Source organism: uncultured Bradyrhizobium sp. (genome assembly GCF_936943645.1).
GTDB lineage: Bacteria > Pseudomonadota > Alphaproteobacteria > Rhizobiales > Xanthobacteraceae > Bradyrhizobium.
Map to the genome: position 1 here is coordinate 19,194 of NZ_CAKZJO010000047.1, position 20,796 is coordinate 39,989.

The following is a 20,796-nucleotide window of genomic DNA, read 5'->3' on the forward strand; positions in this document are numbered from 1 at the left end:
TGGGGTTGCGCGAACCGGCGTTTTCTGGGTTCTTGCCGCTGCATCCTGCCGCAAATCCCGGGCATTTGCGACAAAATCGCACACGACGGAGCCACAGTGTGAAACAAGAGATCTCCGAAGAGCAGCGCAAGAACGGCATCCTCATCGGGGCCGTGATCGTCTTCCTCCTGCTCGCTTTGCCGGTCGCGGTATGGCTGGACCTGACCGAGCTCAGCAAGACCGCGCTGCGCCGGCAGGCGATCGACCTCAATTCGGTGATCACCAGCGTGCGCAGCTACTACGCCTCCAACGTGGTCGGGCGCGTGCTGGCGAACCCCGATGGCACCACCAAGGTGGTGCACAATTACGAATCCGTTCCCGGCGCGATCCCGATTCCGGCGACGCTGTCGCTGGAACTCGGCCGTGTGATCGGCGCGCAGCAGGAGAACATCACCTACCGCTTCGTCTCCGACTTTCCGTTCCAGAACCGCGCGCCGCATCAGCTCGACAGGTTCGAAAAGGACGCGCTCGACGCGCTGCGCAGGGATCCCGAGCAGAAGATCGTGGAGACCGAGACCTCGCTGTTCAACGACAAGGTCCGTCTGGTCGCGCCCGTCACGATGGGCCCGGCCTGCGTGAGCTGCCACAACAGCCACCCCGAGAGCCCGAAGAAGGACTGGAAGGTCGGCGACGTCAGAGGCATCCAGGAGGTGATCATCGCGCAGCCGATCGCCGCCAACATCTTCTCGTTCAAGTTCCTGCTGGCCTATTTCCTGGTCGCAGCCGGCAGTGGACTGGCGTTTCTGTCGTTGCAGCGCCGGCAGGCCGGCCGCATCAAGTCGATGAACAGGGAGCTGGAATCCGCCAACGACTTCCTGGCTTCGCTGTCGATGAAGATCTCGCGCTACATCCCGCCGCAGGTCTACAAGAGCATCTTCTCCGGCCAGAAGGACGTCACCATCCACACCGAGCGCAAGAAGCTCACGATCTTCTTCTCCGACATCCAGAATTTCACGGCGACCGCCGAGCGGCTGCAGCCGGAGCAACTGACCCAGCTCCTCAACGAATATTTCACGGAGATGTCGGCGATCGCCCACGACTATGGCGGCACCATCGACAAGTTCATCGGTGATGCCATGCTGATCTTCTTCGGCGATCCCGAGACCAGGGGCGATCGCGCCGATGCGCAGGCCTGCCTGCAGATGGCCTGGCGCATGCAGCAGCGGCTTGCCGAACTCAACGCGAAATGGCGTGCCGCCGGCATCGAGCAGCCGTTCCGCTCGCGCATGGGCATCAACTCCGGCTATTGCAATGTCGGCAATTTCGGCAGCACCGACCGCATGGACTACACCATCATCGGTGCGGAAGCGAACCTCGCCGCGCGCCTGCAGTCGATCGCCGAGCCAGGCGGCATCGTGCTGAGCTATGAGACTTTTGCCCTGGTCAGCGACATCGTCCGCGCCCACGCGCTGCCGGCGATCACGATGAAAGGCATCAGCCGCGAGGTGATTCCGTATTCGGTCGATGCTTTGAACGATGCGGCGGCGGAGAGCAGCGGCGTCATCACCGAGCGCGCACCGGGCCTGGAACTCTATCTCGATCCCGCCGTGGTCAAATCCGGCGACGCCGCCCATGTGCGCGCGCTTCTGGAGAGCGCCCTGGCTTCACTGAAGCCGGCGTGAGGGCTTCTCACCCTTCCCTGGAGGGGGAGGGTCGATCGTGCGAAGCGCGAGCGGGGTGGGGTGATCTCTCCCCACGGGCAGCGTTCGGTGCGGATGGACCGTCACCCCACCCCGTCTCATGTTTCGCTTTGCTCAACATGAGCCGACCCTCCCCCTCCAGGGAGGGTAAGAGACCAACTCTCACCGTGCCATCCCTTCCGTGAACGCGGTCTCGATCACATCGCCAAAAGGCTGCCACGACCGCCCGTCGAACTGCACCAGCCGCATCTGCTTGATCGGCAGATAATTGCTGGGCGAGGTGCTCATCCTGATGTCGGGCAACGCGACGGAGGGATTGAAGCTCTTCAGCGAAGCCGCCTGCCGCATGATGTTCTCGCGCGAGACGTCGTCGCCGCATTGCTTCAGCACCTGCGTCAGCGCTTCGGCCGCGGCGTAGCCGTAGAGCGCGGCGCTGTTGTTGGTGCTTTCGACCTGGTGGTACTTGTCCATGAAGGCGAACCATTCCTTCATGCCGGCATCGTTCTTCCAGGCGGGATCGCTCGGATCCTTCAGAAAGGCTGCCGAGATCACGCCGGCCGAGTTTTCCAGGCCCGCGGGCGCCATCGCATTGGCGATCGAGGCGGAGGCATCGTTGACGATGAACACCGGATGCCAATTCAGTGACGCGGCCAGCTTGATCACCTGGGACGCCGTCGACGGAACCCCGAGGAAGACGAAGATGTCGGCGCCGGCGCGCTTGAGGATCGAGACATGCGCCTCGAGATGCGCGTCGTTGATGTCGAAGGCGATGTCGACGAGGACATGACGGTTCAGGTCGCCGAGGCCTTCCTGGATGCCCTTGTAGAGCTGGCGCCCGAACTGGTCGTTCTGCCAGAGCACGACGATCTTCTTCCTGGGATAATAGGCCTGGATGTAATTGGCGTAGATGCGCCCCTCCGATCGGAACGACGGCTGCCATCCCATGGTCCAGGGAAACTTCTCGGCCCGGCTCAGTTCCTCGTCGCCGGATGCGACGAACAGCTGCGGAATCCTCCTCTCGTTCAGGTACCAGCGCGTGGCGAGATTGCCGGGCGTGCCGAACGATCCGAACATCAGGTGCACGTCGTCCTTCTCGACCAGATTGCGCGTCAGCTCCAGCGCCGTCGCCGGATCGGAATTGTCGTCGCGCGTGATGAAGCGGATCTTGCGGCCGTTGATGCCGCCGCGCGCGTTGATCATGTCGAAATAGGCCGCCTCAGCCTGACCGATCGCGCCGAATTCCGAGAGCGGTCCCGAATACGGCATGACATTGCCGACGCGGATTTCGTTGTCGCTTGTCGGCTGTTCGGCGTGTTGCTGTGACATCGCCCCAAGTGAGGCGAGAGCGGCGATCAAAGCGAATAGCAGTCTGCCGGTGACGCGCATGCTCGACACCTTGTCGTTGGCCCCCAACGAGATCGGCTCAGCCCACACCAAGGCGAGTTGATCTAGGTCAAGCGTTTGGCAATCGTGTGGCTTGTTGAGCCGAACGAAACGGCAGGCATGTTGACCGGGCCGCCCATATCTCAACCCGTCATCCTGAGGTGCGAGTGACGCGATGCAAAGCATCGCGCCGGGAGCCTCGAAGGATGAACGGCCCCCGCCGCAACCGCGCGGAAGGGACCTCGGCCGTCGTCCTTCGAGGGCCGCTGAAGGAGCGGCCACCTCAGGATGACGGTGATGGACTGTGTCGCGCTTGGGATTTGTAGTTCTTGCCCCGTTACGGCAGCCCCCGCGCTTCGAGCTGATGCACCAGCAGCAGGGTCGGTTCGGCGAGGCTGTCGCCGGAACCGTCGAGACCGAAGGCGCTGGCAATGCCGTCGCGGCTGCGCAGCAGCGCGCTGCGCGGGCAATGGCCGGCACCGCAGAGCGTCTTCTTCAAGGTTTCGCCCTGTGCGACGGTGCCGGCGGAATCGTCTGCAGCCCAGGCCAGCACGATCGGCACATCGACGTTGAGGATGCCCGGGAAGACCGAGCGCTTGTTGTACTGGCCGGCGTCGCTGCCGAGATAGGCCTTCTCGCTGTCGCTCGCATCCTTGCCGGCGCGGTAGATGCCGGACACCAGCACCACGGCGGCAACATCGGCGCGGTCGGTCTGAAGCTCGGGATGCGCCAGCAGGGTCGCGACATGGAAGGCGCCGGCGCCGTAGCCGACCGCAACGATCTCGCGGGCATCGCCGTTGAACAGGTCGATATTGCCGTGAACCCAGGATAACGCCGCCGCCACGTCGGTCGCCCCCATCGGCCAGGTCGCTGCGGGCGCCAGGCGATAGCTGACGCGGACCCCGATCATGTCGTTGCGCGCGGCAAAGCACATCGCCTGGTCCTGGATCTGGCGCGACAGCTCAGGTGCGCCGCGGTCGCCAGTGAAAGTGTCGCCGGTCACGAACAGCAGCACGGGCCGCGGCGTATCCGCCTTGGTCGCGCTGGTGGCGACATCGAGCACATTGGCTTCGCCCTCGCCATAGCGCAGGCCGCGCGAGAAGGTGACCTGCTCGCACAGCCGAGCGGTGCCGCCGGCCGTGGTGTCGGAATCGGTGAGGCCGACTTGCACGAGATCGGACGGCGGCGAGAGCCGGGCTGGCAAAGGCCCGTGCGCGGAGGCCGCGGTCGTGGTCAGAAGCAGGAAAAATGTCAGACAATTCTTCATGGGGATGCCGGCCTTGCGGGGCTCATTTTGGCTCGTTGATGTGGCCTGTCTTTTCAATTCGCCTCAATAGTTAGTTCGGCTTGAGGCAATTTCGCGGCGTCACCCTCGGCCGGTTATGGCGCCGGATTCGGGCACCCGCCAACTGCAACGCAACTGTAAAATTATTGCCCCCGGGCTTGGCGGAGCTTTGGCCTTTAGTCCTAAGCAGACGCACCCGGCACGCGATCGATTGCCGATTTTCGATAGTCATCTTAGCTCCGTTTTAGAGAAGCGCCCCACGTTACCGTCAAACGCCAGCATCAGCTTAACGCGCGTGACAGAATCCGGCCGGAGTGTCGTAGATCGGTCAAATACACTGATAACTCGAATAGGATACGAGCGATCCCGCCGGCGGATATTCCGCCACGGGAACGCAGCATGATGAATGTCATTCAATTTCACGCGGGGCACGGCGCCCCCGAATTGCCGAAACAGGCCGGCGAGTCCGCCGCTCATCTCACGGCCGCATTATGCGCGAGCGCGCGGGACGCGCTCAGCCTGCTGACTGGGCAGTTCGAACTCGCCATTCAGCACGCGCGCGCCATCGAACCGCGAATTCACGATGCAAGGATGCGCCAGCTCTTCGCGGAGCGGATCGAGCTCACCCAGCGCCTGCTGGACGTCGCGCAACTGAAAATCCTGCTGCTCCAGTTCGGCTCGCCAACCGACCATGGCCGTCGCCCTTCTTCGTCCGAGAGATAACGATGCGAACCAATTTGCCTGTTACCGCCACCGAGTACCCGCTCACCGATGAGACCCTGATCGTCTCCAAGACCGATCTCAAGGGCAAGCTGACCTACTTCAACGACCAGTTCGTCCAGGCCTCGGGATTCACCGAGCAGGAACTCGCCGGACAGCCGCACAACATCGTGCGGCATCCGGATATGCCCCCCGAGGCCTTTGCCAATCTCTGGGAGACGCTGAAGAGCGGCAAACCCTGGGCTGGCGCCGTCAAGAATCGGCGAAAGAACGGCGACTATTATTGGGTATTGGCGAGCGCCACGCCGATCTGGGGAGGCGATCGGGTCGTCGGCTACATGTCGATCCGCACCAAGCTTCCGCAGGAGCAGCGCGAACAGGCCGAACAGGTCTACGCCGCGATCCGTGACAAGAAGGCGGGCGCCTTCAAGATCGAGGCGGGCATGATCCGCAAGCGCTCGATGTTCGACGTCCTTGCTCCGTTCACGAGGTCTTTCAAGGCACGCCTGACCACGATGGTCGGCGTCCTGGCAGCGGCGATGCTGATCATCGGCGTGGTCGGCCTGGCCGGCATGAGCGAGGTCAATCAGCGTGCGAAGTCGATCTATGAGGACCGCTCGGTTCCTCTCGCCCAGCTCTTCGAGATCAACGACCGCATGAAGGACAATTCCCTCGTCATGCTTCGATCCGCCATCGAGGGGCGCAACCGTCGCGATCCCGCGGAGGTCCAGAGTGCCGTCTCGGCCAACATTGAGAGGATCGGCAAGCTCTGGTCGGACTACATGTCCACCTACTTGACCCCGGAAGAGAAGGCGGTCGCGGAGTCGTTCACCCCGAAGCGCATCGAATATGTCGATCACGGCCTCAAGCCCGCGCTCGCGATGCTGGCCAACGGAAAATATGACGAGCTGAACGTCCATATGACCGGCAGGGCTGCGGACCTTTTCCAGGCTGCGAAGGCTGACATGGACCGGCTGGTCGCGATCCAGGTCAAGGAAGCAAAGTCCGAATACGATGCAGCGGAGGGCATCTTCTTCGTCGCGAAGATGGCCGCGATTGCCGCGCTGTGCCTTGGCCTGCTCTCGGCAGCCTGGTTCTCGCTCGCGACCATCCGCGCCATCGCAAGGCCGCTCGTTCATTTGAACGAGATCATGTCGAAGATCGCGCAAGGCGTCTTCAATAGCCGCGTCAATGTCGAACGAGACGACGAAGTGGGCGTGGCACTGCGCAATCTTCAGGCGCTCCAGGCCAAGCTCGGCTTCGACCGTGAGGCGCAAAGAGATATGGAGACGCGCGCCGCCGCCCAGCGCCAGGCCGACATGCACAGGTTGGCAGGCGAGTTCGAAGCCGCCGTGGGGAACATCATCGAGACCGTCGCCTGCGCAGCAACGGAACTCGAAGCCTCCGCCGGCACGTTGACGAACACCGCTGAATCAACCCAGCAACTATCGATGGCCGTGGCGGCGGCTTCGGAAGAGGCCTCCACCAACGTGCAGTCCGTCGCCTCGGCGACCGAGCAGATGTCTTCGTCGGTGACGGAGATCAGCCATCGTGTGCAGGACTCCGCCAAGATGGCGGCGGAGGCCGTCCAACAGACCCGGCAGACCAACGACCGTGTCAGCGAATTGTCGCGAGCCGCCGCCCGGATCGGCGACGTCGTCGAGCTGATCAATACCATCGCAGGCCAGACCAACCTCCTGGCGCTGAACGCGACGATCGAGGCTGCGCGCGCCGGCGAAGCCGGCCGGGGTTTTGCCGTGGTGGCCTCCGAGGTGAAGGCGCTGGCCCAGCAGACTGCCAAGGCAACGGAAGAGATCAGCCAGCAGGTCAGCGGCATCCAGACGGCGACCCAGGAATCCGTGACCGCCATCGGGACGATCGGAATGACGATCGGACGTCTGTCCGAGATATCGGCAGCGGTCGCTGCGGCCGTGGAGGAGCAGGGCGCCGCGACCCAGGAAATCTCCCGCAACGTGCAGCAGGCGGCGCAGGGCACGCAGGATGTGTCCTCCAATATCACCGACGTGCAGCGTGGCGCCTCGGAAACGGGATCGGCCTCGTCTCAGGTGCTCTCCTCGGCGCAGTCGCTCTCGGTCGAGAGCAATCGGCTCAAGACGGAAGTCGATCAGTTCCTGGCGAATATCCGCGCGGCTTAGTTCGAGGACGTAACGGGCAGCTGCGGCGAACATGTCGCCGCGGCAGAGACTGCCGCCCCGTGCGGCAGGTCGGCGCTCCCGGGAGGAAGGTCTTAGGCGGTCTTCTTGCGCTTGGCGGTCTTCTTGACCTTCTTCACCGTCTTCTTGGCTGCCTTCTTCTTCGCCGCCTTCTGGGCGGCGAGATAGGCTTCGACCTTCTTGGAGGAATGGCCGGCCACCCCGACCACGAGCTTCAGCCTTGCCGGGGTGATCTTGAACTTCTTTGACCAGTACCGGACTTCGTAGGGCTGGCTCAGCGCGATCCGGCTCTTGTCGGCGGCGCGGTGCTTCTGGAGCTGGATGTATTCCTCGACCTTCCTGGCGGAATGGCCGACCTTCTTGACGGCGTATTTCAGCTTGGCCGGCGTCACCTTGAACTTCTTCGACCAGTAGGCGACTTCGTATTTCTCGGTGAGCGCAATCAGCGCCCGATCGGCTCCGCCGCGCTTTGCCTTGTTGTCGGCCATGCTTCCCTCCTGCCATGGAATGCGTCCACTCTAGCATGCAACCGGATTCGGAAGGCAAGGTGCGAGCCGCGCGCCGGCTGCGCCAGGCGGCCGTTTTGCACCGATGAGTCAAGCCGTTGCGCGACGCGGCCTCGTCTCATGCCGGAAGGCGGCTTCTACTGTGCATGGGGTTGTTTTCGCAATTTTGGTCCGGGCCAACTGTCACACCGGCTTCATCGTCCGGAATGTGATGGAGTGACGGCGTGACTTGACCGGCGGGATGCTGTGCTCCCATTGCGAGCGTGCCTCGTCCTCCATCATGTAGAGCGAGCGAGGCTGTGCCTCGAGCCTGTGGCGCTGCCATTTGTCGCCGCTCCGGCGGCGGAAGCGGAATTTGCAGGCCGCGCCGAGCGACAGGCCGAGGATCTCCCGGAAATGCGGCTTGTCGCGGTGCCAGCCGATGCCGACGCCGACCTCATATTCGGTGCAGAGCACCTGCCGGACGCTTCCCTCCGGCAGGCCCGCCCATGCCTCGGCCCGACGCGCGATCGGCGGGAGCCAGTCCGGGATCGGGTCGGCCTCGGTCAGCCGTTGCAGCGTGTAGTCGTAGCGGTAGCCGAAGGAGGCCACCCGGCGATTGCCCTCGAACGCCCCGAACTGGAAACGCTGCAGCGGCAATGCTGCGATGCGGCCGATCAGTGCCTGCTCGGTGGCAGGCTCGATAAAATTATCAGTATAGCGAAGGCCGGCCGGACCGGCCTCCGGTTCGGTGAACAAACCAAGCTGCGTCATTCCTCGCATTTCCGTGATGGAACCTATTGGCGGCTGATGCGACTTACATATGACGCGGGAAGTAACGTGCGAGGCTGTCATGGCACAGAAGCATACCGCCGATCCGGCAGAGATCATGCGGGCGACCGGTCATCCTGAGCTGGAATACGCCGCCGGCTGGACCATCGCCGGTCTGGTCACCATCGGCACCATCGTCGCCGCCTGGGTATTTGCCATCTAGGCTGCGGGAAACTGGAGCTCGAAGGCCGCCCCCTCGGCGGTCGGCTTGAGCCTGATCGAGCCGCCATGGCTCGCCATCACTGCGCGCGCGATCGCAAGTCCCATCCCGGTACCGCCCTGGTCGCGGCGGGTGGTGAAGAACGCATCAAAGATCCTGTCGCGGTTGGGCGCCGAGATCGGTTCGCCGTCATTGCTCACCGTCAGACGCAAGCTCGTGCGCTCGAAGGTCGCCTCCAGCCTGATTGTCCCAGCCTTGTGCCGCACCGCGTTGTCGGCGAGATGCGACAGCACGATCAGCGCTTTCTCGCCGGACATGCCGATGGGGCGGTCGAGGCTGCCGCTGGCCGAGATATCGCTTGCGGGAAACCGGCTCCTGAGCTCGGCGATCACGGGTGCCAGCTCGGTGCGCTCGTTCTGGGGCAGGCTCTCGGCGCGGGCGAGCTCGCGCAGCCGCTGCGCCATCGCCTCCAGCCGCTTTGTGTCGGAGAGGATGTTGGCAATGAACGTCTTCTGTTCCGCCGGTGTCAGGCCCTCGGCCTTACCTTGATAGGAATCCTGCAGCAGCTCGGCGGCACCCTTGATCGAGGTCAGCGGCGATTTCAGCTCGTGGGTGAGGTGGGCCGAGAACGTCGCGATATAGTCGGAGCGCCGCGCCAGCTGCTCGGCCATGCCGAGGAAGCTGTGCGAGAGCTGGGCGAACTCGCGCGTGCCGTAATGCCGGAGCGGCTGGAACGCCTCGCGGTCGCCGCGGCCGATTCTGGCCGCGCGGTCGATCAGCTCGCGCATCGGCAGGGTGATGGTCCGCGAGAACACGAGGCCGATCGCGACCGTGCCGAGAATGACGGCAAGCCCGGCCAGCACGAACTTGGCCCGCTCCTGGTAGAGATGATCGAAAATGTTGCTCGGCGTTCGCGTGGTATAGATCACGCCGGCGACGCGGTTGTTGACGATGACGGGCATCGCCGAGAACACGTGGACGCCGAGGCCGCGGCTGAAGGAATAGATCGGCGGCGGCGGCTTGTCCGGCACGCGGTTGCGCAAGGTGGCGCGGTACTGCCCGTGCAGCGCGTCCGCGACCTCCTCGATATGGGCGAGCGACTGTCCGACCTCCTGTCGTCCGGCAATGACGACGCCCTGCGGGTCGAGGATGCGGAAGCCCGCCAGCGTCACCTTCTGGGTCTCGCGGATGATCGGTGTCAGCCTTGCGCCGATCTCGACATAGGCCGCTTGTGCCGGGTGGCTTGCTGCTTGCGCATCGGGCCGCCGCCGCAATAGGTCGTTGGCGGTGAGGTCGAGCGCGGGCCGGATCGGCGTGACCTGGTCGCCGGGATCGGGCAGCACGTTCGGCGGCACCTCGGCCCCGAGCGTCAGCCCGCTGTCGAGCCGCGCCGTGACCTCCTGCGCATAGATCGTCGCCAGCACCCGGCTCTGCGCGATCAGCTCGGCCTGGGTCTGGCGGATCAGCTGGTTGTCATAGAGGCGGAAGAAGAACAGGCCGACCAGCGGCAGGATCGCGACCGTCGCCAGCACCGTGAAGATCACGAGAGCGAGCGAGGGCCGCCATTTGTCGGGCGCCGAGCTCATACCTCTTGCTCGCAGCGGCCGAGCTTGAAGCCGACGCCGTGGATGGTCTCGATCACGTTCTCGCATTTCTGTGCCGCGAGCTTGGCGCGGATGTTGCGGATGTGGCTGTCGATGGTGCGGTCGGAGACCTGGATGTTGAGCTGATAGGCCGCCCGCATCAGCTGCTCGCGGTTGAACACCGAGGTCGGCCGGGTCAGGAACGCGCGCAAAATGCCGAACTCGATCGCGGTGAGCTTCAGCGGCGTGCCGGCGAAGGTCGCGACATGCTGCTCGGGATCGATCAGCAGGCCGCCTTGGACAAGCGCGGCCGGCCCCGCCTTGGCATCGCCGTTGCGCGGGCTGAGCCGGCGCAGGATGACATTGACCCGCGCGACCAGCTCGCGCGGGCTGAACGGCTTGGTCACGTAGTCGTCGCCGCCGATCTCGAGGCCGAGGATGCGGTCGATCTCCTCATCGCGCGCCGACAGGAACAGGATCGGCACGTCGGAGACTTTGCGGACCTCGCGGCAGACGTCGAGGCCGTCGAACTCGGGCATGCCGATGTCGAGCACGATCAGATCGGGCTTGTCGGCGGCAACGCGGAGAAGCGCCTCCTTGCCGTCGCGCGCCTCGATCACGTCCATGCCGGCCTTCTTCAGGGCGACGCGGATGACCTCGCGGATGTGGCCCTCGTCGTCGACGATGAGAATGCGATGCGCCAAGGAACTCTCCGCTCACCCTGCCGGCCGGCTACCGGACTGATCTGTTGCCTGCGCATCCAGCCGGCGCTGCAGCCGCCAGCTCCGAAAGCCCCAGCTCCGCCAGGCCAGATCCTGGCGCTGCTGTTCTACAAGGCGGTCGCGCCGTGACACAAGGCAGTAGCTGCGCGCCGACAGATCGCTCCCCTTCGCGCCAGCCAGGAGTGCGATCGCCTTGTCGATCGCGGGAAGCGCCTGCGGCCCGAGCGAGAGGAGGTAATTGGTGTCGAGCTGCACGCCTTTTCCCGAAGCTTCCTTGCTGTGCGCCACATTATAGTCGGCAATGAAGGCGTCGAAGTTCACCAGCGCGCAGCCATAGAGCACGATCGCAAGCGCGATCAGATTGACGCCCACGAGCCATTGGTTGGATCGGCTGAGCGCGATGCGGGTCACGATCAGGACCAGTCCGAGCGCGACCAGCCCCATCCAGATGAAGGCCGCGATCCGCCAGTAGGTCAGCATGTAGATGTCGACGTAGAGGTCGAGGCGAAGGATGGAGGAGGCGACGAGAAGCACGTTCTGCCCCACCCAGAGATAGACCAGCGGCCGGATCACCTTGGACTTCTCGGCCGGCCCGCCCGGGCGCATCGCCACCAGCACGAAAGCCGCGGCGAGCAGGGCGGTCACGATCAGCGGGTAGGCGCCGCGATGGGCGTAGCCCGCATAGGTCAGATTATCCGGCAGTGCCACATGGCCCCAGAGATAGATGCCGTCGAGAACGGACTGCGCCGCGAACAGCAGGTTGAACAGGATCAGCGAGCGCAGGATGGTGGAGGGACCAAGAAATTCCACTGAGACCAGCGGCGGCAGCGGCGGCGGGAGGGGGCCATCCGCGATGGCGGTGGTGACGATGGTCTTGCTCCGCCAGCGCACATGGATGAAGGGCCAGACCAGTGCCAGCATCAAGGCCCAGAACAGCACGCGCGGGACGCTGATATATTGGAGGATGAGCTTCGGATTGAGGAGGGACACCCACTGCTCGATCACCGGATTGGCGGCGGCGAACAGCGCGACGAAGACCGCGCTGAGTGCCGCAGGAAGCAGCCACTGTGCGATGCTGCGGGTCAGTGCCGAGGCGTTGAACGCTTGGGGCGCATCGAGGAAGAACCTGAAGGGTCCGAGCAGGACGAAATTGCGCAGCGCGCGGAGGCGGTCAGCGAACCCGGTTGTTTCCGCATTGGTCACGAGCAGCAAGGCAATCGCCAGCGACGCGATCAGGATCAGGAACGACAGCGTGTTGAGTTCCTCCATGGCCGGCACCAGACCGGCGGCGAGAATGGCCGAACCGATCATGGCGCGGCGCAAGTCGAGAGCGTCGCGATTGAAGAGCGCCGACACGGCGGCGAGCGCGATCGCAAACAGCGTCAGCGATAGCCCGATCCGCTGTCCGTAGAACAGCCAGTCCGCGAGTGCGGCCAGCACCAGCGCGAGGCCGACCTTGGCCGGGATCGAGGAATGACCGATCGGTTTGATCTCTTCTACGATCGTCGAAGCCAGGCTTGTCATATCGGTATGACCTTTCATGATGGTTGGCATCACGAAGTCTGAACGTCGTCTGTGCAGAAGGCGGGATCGCCGTCTGCAGGGCTTCAGGAGTCTTTTGCAGATTTCGTGCAGGCGCGCGTTTGCCTCTCGCGGAACGCAAATCGCTTTGATAGGTGCGAAGCATTCGTCCCTCATCGCATGTGGCACATCATGCAATTCCTTCGTCGCCTCGGTCTCATCCTGCTCTGGTTGGCCGCGCCCCTTGCCGCATTCGCGGCCGCAAACAAGAACGATCCCTATCTGCTCGTGCTGCGCGGCGCCGGAAACATCGCGCTTGTCGTCGCAAGTATCCTGATCGTCGCCGTGCTGCTGTGGCGGGGAAGCTGGCGCAGCATCGCCGGCAAGATGCTCGTCGTGCTCTGGTGCCTGCCGCCGCTCCTGATGTCGGCGGCGCATCTCAAGTTCGAGCTCCGCAAGCACGAGGTCCTGGCCGCCAGTGCCGGCGAGGCGCGCCAGCTCGGGCCTCACTTCATGGTCGGCTATTCCTCCTATTCCGAGGTCGCGCACCTCGCCGGGCAGGGCTTGATCGGCGGCGTCTACGTGACCCGGCACAACGTTCGGGGCCGAGGCATCGAGGCGCTGCGCGCGGAGATCGCTGCGCTCCAGGATGTCAGGCGCGCCGCCGGCCTGCCGCCGCTGGTCGTCGCTGCCGACCAGGAGGGCGGCATCGTCGGGCATCTCGCGCCGCCGCTGACGAAAGTGCCGGCCTTGGCAACGCTTGCCGGACTTGCGCCCGACGACCAGCAGGCGAAGGCGGAAGAGTTCGGCCGCATCCACGGCCGCGAGCTCTCGGGTTTGGGCGTCAATCTCAACCTTGCCCCGGTGCTCGACCTCAAGCCGCCGCGGCGGCGCAACCGGCTCGACTTCCACACGCTGATCGGCCAGCGCGCGATCGCCACCGATCCCATGGTCGTCAGCACGATTGCAAGCGCCTATGTGCGCGGGCTGGAAGAGTCGGGCGTCGGTGCCACGCTCAAGCATTTCCCCGGCATCGGTCGCGTCCGCACCGACACGCATCATTTCAGCGCCAATCTCGACACGCCGGTGAGGGAGCTGGAGGTGACCGACTGGCTGCCGTTCCGCGAGGTGTTGTCGCATTCGCGCAGCGCGCTGATGGTGGGCCATGTCACGCTGACCGCCGTCGATCCCGATCACGCCGCGTCGCATTCGAAACGCGTCGTCGACGGCATCGTCCGCGACAAATGGGGTTACCAGGGCATGGTGATGACCGACGACCTCGTGATGGGCGCGATCTACCAGAATGACGTCTGCAAGGCCGTGGTCGAGGCCGTCAATGCCGGCGTCGACATGCTGCTGGTCGCCTATGACGGCGCGCAGTTCTACCGCGTCTTTGCCTGCGCTCTCGACGGATCGCGGCAGGGCAAGCTCGACGCGGTAATGCTGCGCGCGAGCGAGGCGCGGTTGCAACGTCTCGTCATGCCCGGGCTTGTCCCGGGCATCCACGTTCTTGGTGCAGAGAGGCAAGACGTGGACAAGCCCGGCCATGACGATGCGAACACGGCGGGTTCTCGGCGCGCCAGGCTATGATTTCGCGAACCGGCGATAGTCCGGCTCGCGGTGAAACCAGAACTCGTAGCCGGTGACGGCCTTCTGCATCGCGACGTCGTGGATCGGCTGGTTGAGCGGAATGACCGGGACGTCGCGCATGCAGAGCGCGATGAAGTCCTTCACTGCCCGGTCGTACTCCGCCGCATCGGCGGTGAACCGCGCCTTGTCGATCAGCGCGTCCATCTCCTTGTTCTGGTAGGAGGAGATGTTGAAGATCGAGTTGTTGCCGTGGAAATTCCAGTAGAAGTAATATTCGGGATAATCCAGCCAGCCTGAGAAGCGGTTGAGCGCGAGCGGCAGCTCCTTCTTGTTCAGCGTCGTGCGCCAGTTCGCGCCGGGGATCTTTTCGATCGCCGCCTTGATACCGATCTTGGCGAGGCTCTCCTGGATCAGGATGGCGGTCGGCTCGCCGACCGTCGCGGTGCCCGTGTCGAGCGACAAGGTCGTCTCAAGGCCCTGCGCGAAGCCGGCTTCCTTCATCAACGCCTTGGCCTTGTCGAGATCGGTGACATAGGGAGACGGCTGCGGCCAGACCGGCTTTGAGACCTCCGCCGCTCCGCCATACATCGGAACGGCGCGTCCGAAGAATGCGCTGCTCTGGATCTGCTCGTAGGGCATGGCCCAGGCGATCGCCTGGCGCAGCTTGGCATTGTCGAACGGCGGCTTCGCCGTGTTGAGCGCGACGTACCAGAGCGCGTTCGGTATCGGCACGCCCGAGACCTTGACCTTGCCCTCCCCAATGATCTGCTCGAAATCGCGCGGCGCGAAGCCGCTGGAGATGTCCGCATCGCCCCGCTCCAGCATGGCGCGGCGGGTGCCGGCGGAGGGAACGTCGCGCGCGATCACGCGCCTCACCTTCGGCAGCGGGCCGCTCTTCCAGTCGTCGAACCGCGTCAGCACGGTCTCGCTGCCGGGCTTCCAGCTCTCGATCTTGTAGGCGCCGCCGCCGGCCTCGTGGGTCCTGAGCCAGGCCAAAGCCCAGGGGTCTTCAGCCGTCGCGTTCTTCTTCGCAAGCTCCGAGTTGATGATGAAGGGCACGACCACCGCGACGTTGAACAGCAGCATCTTGTCCTTGCGGACATAGTCGATGCGGAAGGTGTGGTCGTCGACGACGACGAACTGCTCGGGTTTCTCCAGCGATCCCGCCGACATCTGGAAGGTCGGAAAGCCGCCGACCTTCACCGCGCGGTCGAACGACCATTTGACGTCCCTGGCGGTCACGGGCGTGCCGTCGTGGAATTTGGCGTCCTTGCGAAGCCTGAAGGTGCAGGACATGCCGTCGGCGGCGACCTCCCAGCTCTCGGCGAGCTCGGGCGCGAGCTTCTCGCGGTCGTACGAGAGCGTGCCATCGGGCAGCGTCTTCGAGGCGTAGCTCAGCAGACGGTCGTAGCAATTCCAGGACAGGCCGTTCACGGTCTGGTTGGAGCCGACGCCCTGCATGTCGAGCGAGTTCGGCCCGAGCTCCTGCACCACCAGCAGCGTCTCGCTGCGCCCCTGCGCCGAGGCGCGGGGAGAGGCGATGGCTGTCATTCCGGCTGCGGTCAGGCCGCCGAGAACAACGCGACGTCGGTTGATTAGGAAGTTTGAGTCGCTCATCGCTGCCCCCAAGAGAGAGAGTTGTCTCGGGATCGAGAGGCAAAGCATGTGCCACCAGAGCGCGTCGCGGTACCGCAAGCGGCTCCGCGCCTATCTCAACTCCTCCACCAGGAAGTCGACCAGCGCGCGTATCTTGGTCGAAGGACGCGGGCCGCCCGGGAAAACGGCATGGACGTCGAGGAACGAGGCGCTGTAGCCCTTCAAGAGCGGGACCAGCGCGCCGGACTTGATTTCAGGGGCGGCCATCACCGATGTCGCCATCGAAATGCCGAGGCCGGCCAGGGCGCAGGCGAACACGCCCGGCCCTGAATCGGTATGGATGCGGCCGCGCACGTCGACCGACGTTGCCGTGCCGTTGCGCGTGAACACCCAGCTCGCGCGGCCGGAATGACCGGGTCCGAAGATGCAATCATGTGAGGCAAGATCGGCCGGCGTTTTCGGCGTGCCGCGCGTGGCGAGATAGGACGGCGACGCCACCAGCAGGCGCTGCAAGGTTTCGAGCTTGCGGGCGCCGAACGCGGAATCGTCGAGCTCGCCGAGGCGAATGGCGAGGTCGGCGCCTTCGGCAACGAGATTCTGCCGTTCGTCGACCACCGACAGCTCGACGTGGAGCAATGGATGCATCGCCAGGAATTTGCGCAGACGCGGGATGATCTGCCGCATGCCGTACATGATCGGCATGGCGATGCGGATGGTTCCGCGCAGCGAGTCGACGCCGCGCGCGGCGTCCTCGGCGTCCTCGATGTCGGCGAGAACTTCGCGGGCGCGCGCGAGGAAGAGCGCACCGGCATCGGTCACGGTGATGCGACGCGTGGTCCGCAGCAGCAGCTTGACGTCGAGCCGCGCCTCCAGCTCGCCGATGATGCGCGATACCGAGGGCTGGGACAGGCCGAGTTCGCGGGCCGCCTTGGAAAAGCTGCCGCATTCGGCGGCCCGGACGAACACCGCCATTTCCTGAAGCCGATCACTCATTTGTATTCCAAATAGATCTTCTCCGTCCGGGCGGTATACCCCTCTAAATGCAAATGATCCAGATAGGCCGGGCCAAGCAATCGATGGAGTTTCGCCATGGCCCTGCAAGACAAGCTCGATGCCTTCAAAGCCGATTTCGAAGGCGGCCGCCTGCCGCTCAAGCCCAGCCGGGAGGTGCTCGACATCATGCACCGCGCGACCGCCGAGCTGATCGCGAGCGGTCAGGCGCAGCGCGCCAAGAAGGCCGGTGATGCCGCGCCGGATTTCACGCTCAAGGACCCCGAGGGCAAGCCGGTCGCCTTGCGTGACCTGCTCGCCAAGGGACCGCTGGTGGTGTCGTTCTATCGCGGCGCCTGGTGCCCCTATTGCAATCTCGAGCTCCAGGCGCTCCAGGAGGCGCTGCCGCAGATCGTCGCCCTCGGTGCGAGCCTCGTCGCGATCTCACCGCAGACCGCGCCGAACAGCCGGAAATCGGAGCGCGACAACAAGCTGTCCTTCCCAATCCTGAGCGACGTCAGGAGTGCGGTCGCCGAAGCCTTCGGTATCCGCTTTGCGCTGCCGAACGAGCTCGTCGCGCTCTACAAATCGTTCAAGAACGACCTGCCTGTTTTCAACGACGATCCTGCCTGGGTGTTGCCGATGCCGGCGCGTTACGTCGTCGGCCGCGACGGGATCATCGCCTATGCGGAGGTGAACCCGGACTACACGCAGCGTCCCGATCCGTCGGAGCTGCTGCCGGTGCTGGACCGCCTGCGGGCCGGCAAGGCGGCTTGAACCCAACGCCGTGACTGCTCCGCGCGTCGATGCGCGCGGGGCAATCAACTCCTTCCGTGAAAAGCTACCGCTCGCGCGCGATCAATCCGTCGATCGTCGCGCGCACGAGGTCGGCGATCTCCTTGCGTAGCGCCGGCAGCGGCACGGCAACCAGCTTCTGCTCCAGGCCCAGCGCCACCATGCCGTGCACCGCCGAGAACAGGCTGCGCGCGGTGATGCCGAGCTGCTCCGGGCTCCGCTTTGGCAGCAGCGCGGTCAGCGGCTTGTTGATGTGGCGGAACAGCTGCAACTGATCCGCAACCGACCAGTCAGGCACGACCTTGTCGGCCTCCATGCGGTGCTCGAACAGCGCTCGCCAGAGCTGGAGATTGTCGGCCGCGAAATCGCAATAGGCGATGGCGATGCGGACCAGCGTCTCCCGCGGGGAGGGCTCGCCTGCGCCTTCCGCCGTGCTGAGTGCCTCGTCGAGCCGGAGCAGCGTGCGCGAGCCCACGCGCAGGATCAGCTCGTCGATATCCTCCACGAGATTATAGACCGCGCCATTGGCGCAGCCGATCTCGCGAGCAAGATCCCGGGTCTTCAGCCCTGACAAGCCGCGCTCGGCGATCATCCGCTCTGCCGCCAGGATCAGGTCAGAGCGGAGTTTCTCTCGACGTTCCAACGCCTTAGACATCGGTAGCCTAATTTCTTGAGCAGCGCTCAAATTTCTATTGAACAATGTTCAAGATTGCTGCTACTAAGAATTTATGAGCAATGCTCATAACAGGGAGCTGCAGATGTTCAAGACCGTCGTGACACTTATCCGGGGCAGCGTGGCCGCCACCGGCGAGGAGCTGGAGGACCGGACCGCCCTCCTCATTCTCGACCAGCAGATGCGTGATGCGGCCGCTGCCGTCGAGCGCAGCAAGCGAACGCTGGCGCTGGCGATCGCGCAGGACCAGCAGGAGGGCCGCAAGCTCGAGGCGACCATCGCTCGCATCGATGACCTCGAGACCCGTGCGGTGGCGGCCCTCGAGGGCGGCCGCGAGGATCTCGCCAGGGAAGCCGCCGAAGCCATCGCCGGCCTCGAGGCAGATCGCGATGCCGCTATGACGGCACGCGCGCTGTTCGCAACCGAGATTGCCCGGCTGAAACAGCACGTGGCGAGCGCTCAGGCCCGCATCAACGAGCTCGATCGGGGCCGCCGTCTGGCCCGCGCTTCGGAAGCGGTGCGTTCGCTCCGCCGTAGCGGCATCGAGGCCGCGCGTCCCTACGAATCCACCTTGCCGGAGGCGGAGAGCACCCTGCGGCGTCTGCGCGACCGGCAGATGGAAGCCCAGGCGGCCGACGACGCGCTGGTCGAGCTCGATGTCGCGACCGGTCCTCTCGCCACCGCCGAGCGCCTCGCCGAGCAGGGCTTTGGCCCGCGGCTGAAGACGACCGCAGACGACGTGCTGGCGCGGCTGAAGTCCAAGCAGACGTCCACGACTTGATCCCAGATCCAAACATCATTCGTACCAACAGGAGACCACCATGAACCAGAACGGCCAGCCCCACAGCGGCGCCTGGGTGACCTTCACTTACGCGTCCTTCGCAGCCTCCGCCTTCCTCGTCGCCATCGGCGTTTTCTTCCTGCCGATCGACGTCTGGATGAAGGGCTATCTCACCATGGGTATCGTCATGCTGGTCCAGACCTGCATCACCCTGACCAAGACCGTGCGCGACAATCACGAGAGCAGCCGGCTGGTGAACCGCATCGAGGACGCCAAGGCCGAGCGCCTGCTGATGGAGGTGTCCAAGGCTGCGTAAGAAAGGCTGCGTAAGAAACGCGTCAGACCCGGGACCATGAGCAAGAGAGCCGCGGAACGCCCCGCGGCTTTCACGCATCCCGCATTGTGCTTCGACCCCAGGTGCGATATGGCTCGCGCGCTTTCCAGAGGCGGAGACGAGCTTTGTCGAAACAATCGCTGCGTGAGGAGGCCGAGCGCCTGATCCGCGAATCGATGGAAAAGAAGTCCATCGTCGTCAAGCAGGGCTCGACCCGCATCGAGGCCGTCTGCGGCAAGTGCGGCGCGCCGAACCGGGTCCAGGCGGAGAAAGGCCAGACCCGCGTCAAGTTCGCCTGCAAGAATTGCGGGCACAAGCAGGAGACGCTGTAGCTTTCTTACCTCTCCCCGCCCTTATGCGGGGAGAGGTCGGATTGCCCTCGGCGATGCGAAGCATCGTCCGACGCAATCCGGGTGAGGGGCATGGCACTGACGTGCTGCAATAAAAAGCCTGCCCGACTCCACGGCCGTCGTCACAAAATCTCGCTTCACAATTTAGGTCCCAGTTTGCCGAGGCAGCCCCTCACCCCACCCTCTCCCCGTAAGAACGGGGCGAGGGAGCGAGAGAGCAGGGCATACTCACTTCCCCTCCACAAATCTCCTGAACGCGTCCGCATAATCCGGATGCCAGCGCGACAGCGGCGGGCGGTTCTCGACGATATCGCCGGCGGCCCAGAGCATGCGCTTCTCGTCGAGCGCGCGCGGCACGTCGTTGTCCGGACACAGGATGTAGAAATCGCCGGCTTCCAGCCGCGCAAGCATGAAATCGACCGTCTGCTCCGGCGTCCAGGCACCGGCCGGCTTTTCGGTGCGGCCCTTCGCAGTGAGACCGGTGAAGACGAAGCCGGGGATCAAGAGATGCGCGGTGATGCGACAATCCCTGATGTTGCGCAGCTCGTGCTGCAGCGCCTCGGTGAAGGCTTTCACGCCGGCCTTGGAGACGTTGTAGGCGGGATCGCCCGGCGGCGTCGTGATACCCTGCTTGGAGCCTGTGTTGATGATGAGACCGGGCTTGCCGCGCGCGATCATGTTGGGTGCGAAGATGCGCGAGCCGTTGATGATGCCCCACATGTTGACGCCGATGATGCGCTGCCAATGATCGGGCTCGCCGAACAGCGTGCTGCCCGGCTGGATGCCGGCATTGTTCATGAGGACGTCGGTGCCGCCGAACCGCTCGCGCACGGCGCGCTCCAGTTCCGCCACATTCTCGACCTTGCTGACATCGACGGCCAGGGTCATCACGTTTGCAGCAGACGTGATGGATGACAGTTTTGTTGCGGCCTCGGCAAGGCGAGCCTGATCCACGTCAGCGATGCACACCTTCATGCCGGCGCGTGCGAAGGCTGCGGCGGCCGCCAGGCCAATGCCGGATGCACCGCCGGTGATTACGGCAACATTGTCTTTGACGATGGCGGATTGTGGCATGGCAAGGTCTCCGGGGAGGGCTCGGTCGAGCTATAGCATGGCATGCGCGCGACCCTGCACAAGTCGGCAT

20 protein-coding genes are annotated in these 20,796 nt (G+C 64.5%); 9 read left to right on the plus strand and 11 right to left on the minus strand.

The window, feature by feature from the left end; genetic code table 11:
- The first annotated feature begins 98 nt into the window (after positions 1 to 98).
- A complete protein-coding gene (locus Q0743_RS07610; RefSeq protein ID WP_298240950.1) occupies positions 99 to 1,661 on the plus strand; it encodes an adenylate/guanylate cyclase domain-containing protein in 1,563 nt (520 codons plus the stop codon).
- Between the two features lie 180 nt (positions 1,662 to 1,841).
- Here the strand turns inward: Q0743_RS07610 and Q0743_RS07615 are convergent, their stop codons facing one another.
- Together Q0743_RS07615 and Q0743_RS07620 are read right to left on the minus strand one after the other, a co-directional pair.
- Positions 1,842 to 3,065, minus strand: coding sequence for an ABC transporter substrate-binding protein (locus Q0743_RS07615; protein WP_298240951.1), 1,224 nt, complete (start codon positions 3,063 to 3,065; stop codon positions 1,842 to 1,844).
- A 334-nt stretch (positions 3,066 to 3,399) separates the two neighbouring features.
- Complete coding sequence (locus Q0743_RS07620) at positions 3,400 to 4,329, minus strand: carboxylesterase family protein (RefSeq protein ID WP_298240952.1); 930 nt, start codon at positions 4,327 to 4,329, stop codon at positions 3,400 to 3,402.
- Positions 4,330 to 4,746: 417 nt separating this feature from the next.
- Between Q0743_RS07620 and Q0743_RS07625 the strand changes: the two genes are divergently transcribed.
- Both Q0743_RS07625 and Q0743_RS07630 read left to right on the plus strand, forming a co-directional pair.
- A complete protein-coding gene (locus Q0743_RS07625; protein ID WP_298240953.1) occupies positions 4,747 to 5,070 on the plus strand; it encodes a hypothetical protein in 324 nt (107 codons plus the stop codon).
- A 2-nt stretch (positions 5,071 to 5,072) separates the two neighbouring features.
- Entirely contained in the window at positions 5,073 to 7,223 is a 2,151-nt protein-coding gene (locus Q0743_RS07630) for a methyl-accepting chemotaxis protein (protein ID WP_298240954.1), read from the plus strand.
- 92 nt (positions 7,224 to 7,315) lie between these two features.
- Here the strand turns inward: Q0743_RS07630 and Q0743_RS07635 are convergent, their stop codons facing one another.
- Together Q0743_RS07635 and Q0743_RS07640 are read right to left on the minus strand one after the other, a co-directional pair.
- On the minus strand, positions 7,316 to 7,729 hold the full coding sequence (locus Q0743_RS07635; protein WP_298240955.1) for a DUF3606 domain-containing protein: 414 nt from the start codon (positions 7,727 to 7,729) through the stop codon (positions 7,316 to 7,318).
- Between the two features lie 201 nt (positions 7,730 to 7,930).
- Positions 7,931 to 8,500 carry an alpha-ketoglutarate-dependent dioxygenase AlkB gene (locus Q0743_RS07640; RefSeq protein ID WP_298240956.1) on the minus strand — a complete coding sequence of 190 codons (570 nt, stop codon included), beginning with the start codon at positions 8,498 to 8,500 and terminating at the stop codon, positions 7,931 to 7,933.
- 79 nt (positions 8,501 to 8,579) lie between these two features.
- Between Q0743_RS07640 and Q0743_RS07645 the strand changes: the two genes are divergently transcribed.
- Complete coding sequence (locus Q0743_RS07645; RefSeq protein WP_164718835.1) at positions 8,580 to 8,720, plus strand: hypothetical protein; 141 nt, start codon at positions 8,580 to 8,582, stop codon at positions 8,718 to 8,720.
- Here Q0743_RS07645 and Q0743_RS07650 read toward each other — a convergent pair.
- From Q0743_RS07650 to Q0743_RS07660, 3 genes are read right to left on the minus strand one after another with little or no spacing between them, the layout of a single operon-like run.
- Complete coding sequence (locus Q0743_RS07650) at positions 8,717 to 10,303, minus strand: ATP-binding protein (RefSeq protein ID WP_298240957.1); 1,587 nt, start codon at positions 10,301 to 10,303, stop codon at positions 8,717 to 8,719. The two genes, Q0743_RS07645 and Q0743_RS07650, sit on opposite strands and share 4 nt — an antisense overlap.
- A complete protein-coding gene (locus Q0743_RS07655) occupies positions 10,300 to 11,004 on the minus strand; it encodes a response regulator transcription factor (protein ID WP_298240958.1) in 705 nt (234 codons plus the stop codon). Before Q0743_RS07655 ends, Q0743_RS07650 begins: the two co-directional genes overlap by 4 nt.
- Before the next feature lie 12 nt (positions 11,005 to 11,016).
- Positions 11,017 to 12,546 carry a DUF4173 domain-containing protein gene (locus tag Q0743_RS07660; RefSeq protein ID WP_298240959.1) on the minus strand — a complete coding sequence of 510 codons (1,530 nt, stop codon included), beginning with the start codon at positions 12,544 to 12,546 and terminating at the stop codon, positions 11,017 to 11,019.
- Between the two features lie 189 nt (positions 12,547 to 12,735).
- On the opposite strand from Q0743_RS07660, the gene Q0743_RS07665 reads away from it, so the two are divergent.
- Positions 12,736 to 14,133: a glycoside hydrolase family 3 N-terminal domain-containing protein gene (locus Q0743_RS07665; RefSeq protein ID WP_298240960.1), complete on the plus strand. Its 1,398-nt coding sequence runs from the start codon at positions 12,736 to 12,738 to the stop codon at positions 14,131 to 14,133.
- On the opposite strand, the gene Q0743_RS07670 is transcribed toward Q0743_RS07665, so the two are convergent.
- Positions 14,128 to 15,750 (minus strand): ABC transporter substrate-binding protein, encoded by a 1,623-nt coding sequence (locus tag Q0743_RS07670; RefSeq protein ID WP_298240961.1) that lies wholly within the window; start codon positions 15,748 to 15,750, stop codon positions 14,128 to 14,130. The two genes, Q0743_RS07665 and Q0743_RS07670, sit on opposite strands and share 6 nt — an antisense overlap.
- A 90-nt stretch (positions 15,751 to 15,840) precedes the next feature.
- Positions 15,841 to 16,722: a LysR family transcriptional regulator gene (locus tag Q0743_RS07675; RefSeq protein ID WP_298240962.1), complete on the minus strand. Its 882-nt coding sequence runs from the start codon at positions 16,720 to 16,722 to the stop codon at positions 15,841 to 15,843.
- A gap of 96 nt (positions 16,723 to 16,818) precedes the next feature.
- On the opposite strand from Q0743_RS07675, the gene Q0743_RS07680 reads away from it, so the two are divergent.
- Positions 16,819 to 17,496 (plus strand): peroxiredoxin-like family protein, encoded by a 678-nt coding sequence (locus tag Q0743_RS07680; RefSeq protein ID WP_298240963.1) that lies wholly within the window; start codon positions 16,819 to 16,821, stop codon positions 17,494 to 17,496.
- A gap of 64 nt (positions 17,497 to 17,560) precedes the next feature.
- On the opposite strand, the gene Q0743_RS07685 is transcribed toward Q0743_RS07680, so the two are convergent.
- Positions 17,561 to 18,169, minus strand: a complete 609-nt coding sequence (locus Q0743_RS07685; RefSeq protein WP_298240964.1) for a TetR/AcrR family transcriptional regulator — start codon at positions 18,167 to 18,169, stop codon at positions 17,561 to 17,563.
- A gap of 103 nt (positions 18,170 to 18,272) precedes the next feature.
- Between Q0743_RS07685 and Q0743_RS07690 the strand changes: the two genes are divergently transcribed.
- The 3 genes from Q0743_RS07690 to Q0743_RS07700 all read left to right on the plus strand — a co-directional run bounded on the left by Q0743_RS07690 (position 18,273) and on the right by Q0743_RS07700 (position 19,634).
- Entirely contained in the window at positions 18,273 to 18,968 is a 696-nt protein-coding gene (locus tag Q0743_RS07690; RefSeq protein ID WP_298240965.1) for a PspA/IM30 family protein, read from the plus strand.
- 40 nt (positions 18,969 to 19,008) lie between these two features.
- Complete coding sequence (locus Q0743_RS07695) at positions 19,009 to 19,284, plus strand: YiaA/YiaB family inner membrane protein (RefSeq protein WP_298240966.1); 276 nt, start codon at positions 19,009 to 19,011, stop codon at positions 19,282 to 19,284.
- A gap of 143 nt (positions 19,285 to 19,427) precedes the next feature.
- Complete coding sequence (locus Q0743_RS07700) at positions 19,428 to 19,634, plus strand: hypothetical protein (protein WP_097657432.1); 207 nt, start codon at positions 19,428 to 19,430, stop codon at positions 19,632 to 19,634.
- A 246-nt stretch (positions 19,635 to 19,880) separates the two neighbouring features.
- Here the strand turns inward: Q0743_RS07700 and Q0743_RS07705 are convergent, their stop codons facing one another.
- Complete coding sequence (locus Q0743_RS07705; protein ID WP_298240967.1) at positions 19,881 to 20,726, minus strand: SDR family NAD(P)-dependent oxidoreductase; 846 nt, start codon at positions 20,724 to 20,726, stop codon at positions 19,881 to 19,883.
- Positions 20,727 to 20,796 lie beyond the last annotated feature (70 nt).

What these genes read in the sequence shown, in the direction of transcription:
- Q0743_RS07650 (WP_298240957.1), bottom strand. Translation starts at nt 10,303, where the DNA reads ATGAGCTCGGCGCCCGACAAATGGCGGCCCTCGCTCGCTCTCGTGATC.
- Q0743_RS07620 (WP_298240952.1), bottom strand. Translation starts at nt 4,329, where the DNA reads ATGAAGAATTGTCTGACATTTTTCCTGCTTCTGACCACGACCGCGGCC.
- Q0743_RS07640 (WP_298240956.1), bottom strand. Translation starts at nt 8,500, where the DNA reads ATGACGCAGCTTGGTTTGTTCACCGAACCGGAGGCCGGTCCGGCCGGC.
- Q0743_RS07670 (WP_298240961.1), bottom strand. Translation starts at nt 15,750, where the DNA reads ATGAGCGACTCAAACTTCCTAATCAACCGACGTCGCGTTGTTCTCGGC.
- Q0743_RS07625 (WP_298240953.1), top strand. Translation starts at nt 4,747, where the DNA reads ATGATGAATGTCATTCAATTTCACGCGGGGCACGGCGCCCCCGAATTG.
- Q0743_RS07645 (WP_164718835.1), top strand. Translation starts at nt 8,580, where the DNA reads ATGGCACAGAAGCATACCGCCGATCCGGCAGAGATCATGCGGGCGACC.
- Q0743_RS07695 (WP_298240966.1), top strand. Translation starts at nt 19,009, where the DNA reads ATGAACCAGAACGGCCAGCCCCACAGCGGCGCCTGGGTGACCTTCACT.
- Q0743_RS07615 (WP_298240951.1), bottom strand. Translation starts at nt 3,065, where the DNA reads ATGCGCGTCACCGGCAGACTGCTATTCGCTTTGATCGCCGCTCTCGCC.
- Q0743_RS07675 (WP_298240962.1), bottom strand. Translation starts at nt 16,722, where the DNA reads ATGAGTGATCGGCTTCAGGAAATGGCGGTGTTCGTCCGGGCCGCCGAA.
- Q0743_RS07705 (WP_298240967.1), bottom strand. Translation starts at nt 20,726, where the DNA reads ATGCCACAATCCGCCATCGTCAAAGACAATGTTGCCGTAATCACCGGC.
- Q0743_RS07680 (WP_298240963.1), top strand. Translation starts at nt 16,819, where the DNA reads ATGGCCCTGCAAGACAAGCTCGATGCCTTCAAAGCCGATTTCGAAGGC.
- Q0743_RS07635 (WP_298240955.1), bottom strand. Translation starts at nt 7,729, where the DNA reads ATGGCCGACAACAAGGCAAAGCGCGGCGGAGCCGATCGGGCGCTGATT.
- Q0743_RS07630 (WP_298240954.1), top strand. Translation starts at nt 5,073, where the DNA reads ATGCGAACCAATTTGCCTGTTACCGCCACCGAGTACCCGCTCACCGAT.
- Q0743_RS07660 (WP_298240959.1), bottom strand. Translation starts at nt 12,546, where the DNA reads ATGACAAGCCTGGCTTCGACGATCGTAGAAGAGATCAAACCGATCGGT.
- Q0743_RS07685 (WP_298240964.1), bottom strand. Translation starts at nt 18,169, where the DNA reads ATGTCTAAGGCGTTGGAACGTCGAGAGAAACTCCGCTCTGACCTGATC.
- Q0743_RS07665 (WP_298240960.1), top strand. Translation starts at nt 12,736, where the DNA reads ATGCAATTCCTTCGTCGCCTCGGTCTCATCCTGCTCTGGTTGGCCGCG.
- Q0743_RS07690 (WP_298240965.1), top strand. Translation starts at nt 18,273, where the DNA reads ATGTTCAAGACCGTCGTGACACTTATCCGGGGCAGCGTGGCCGCCACC.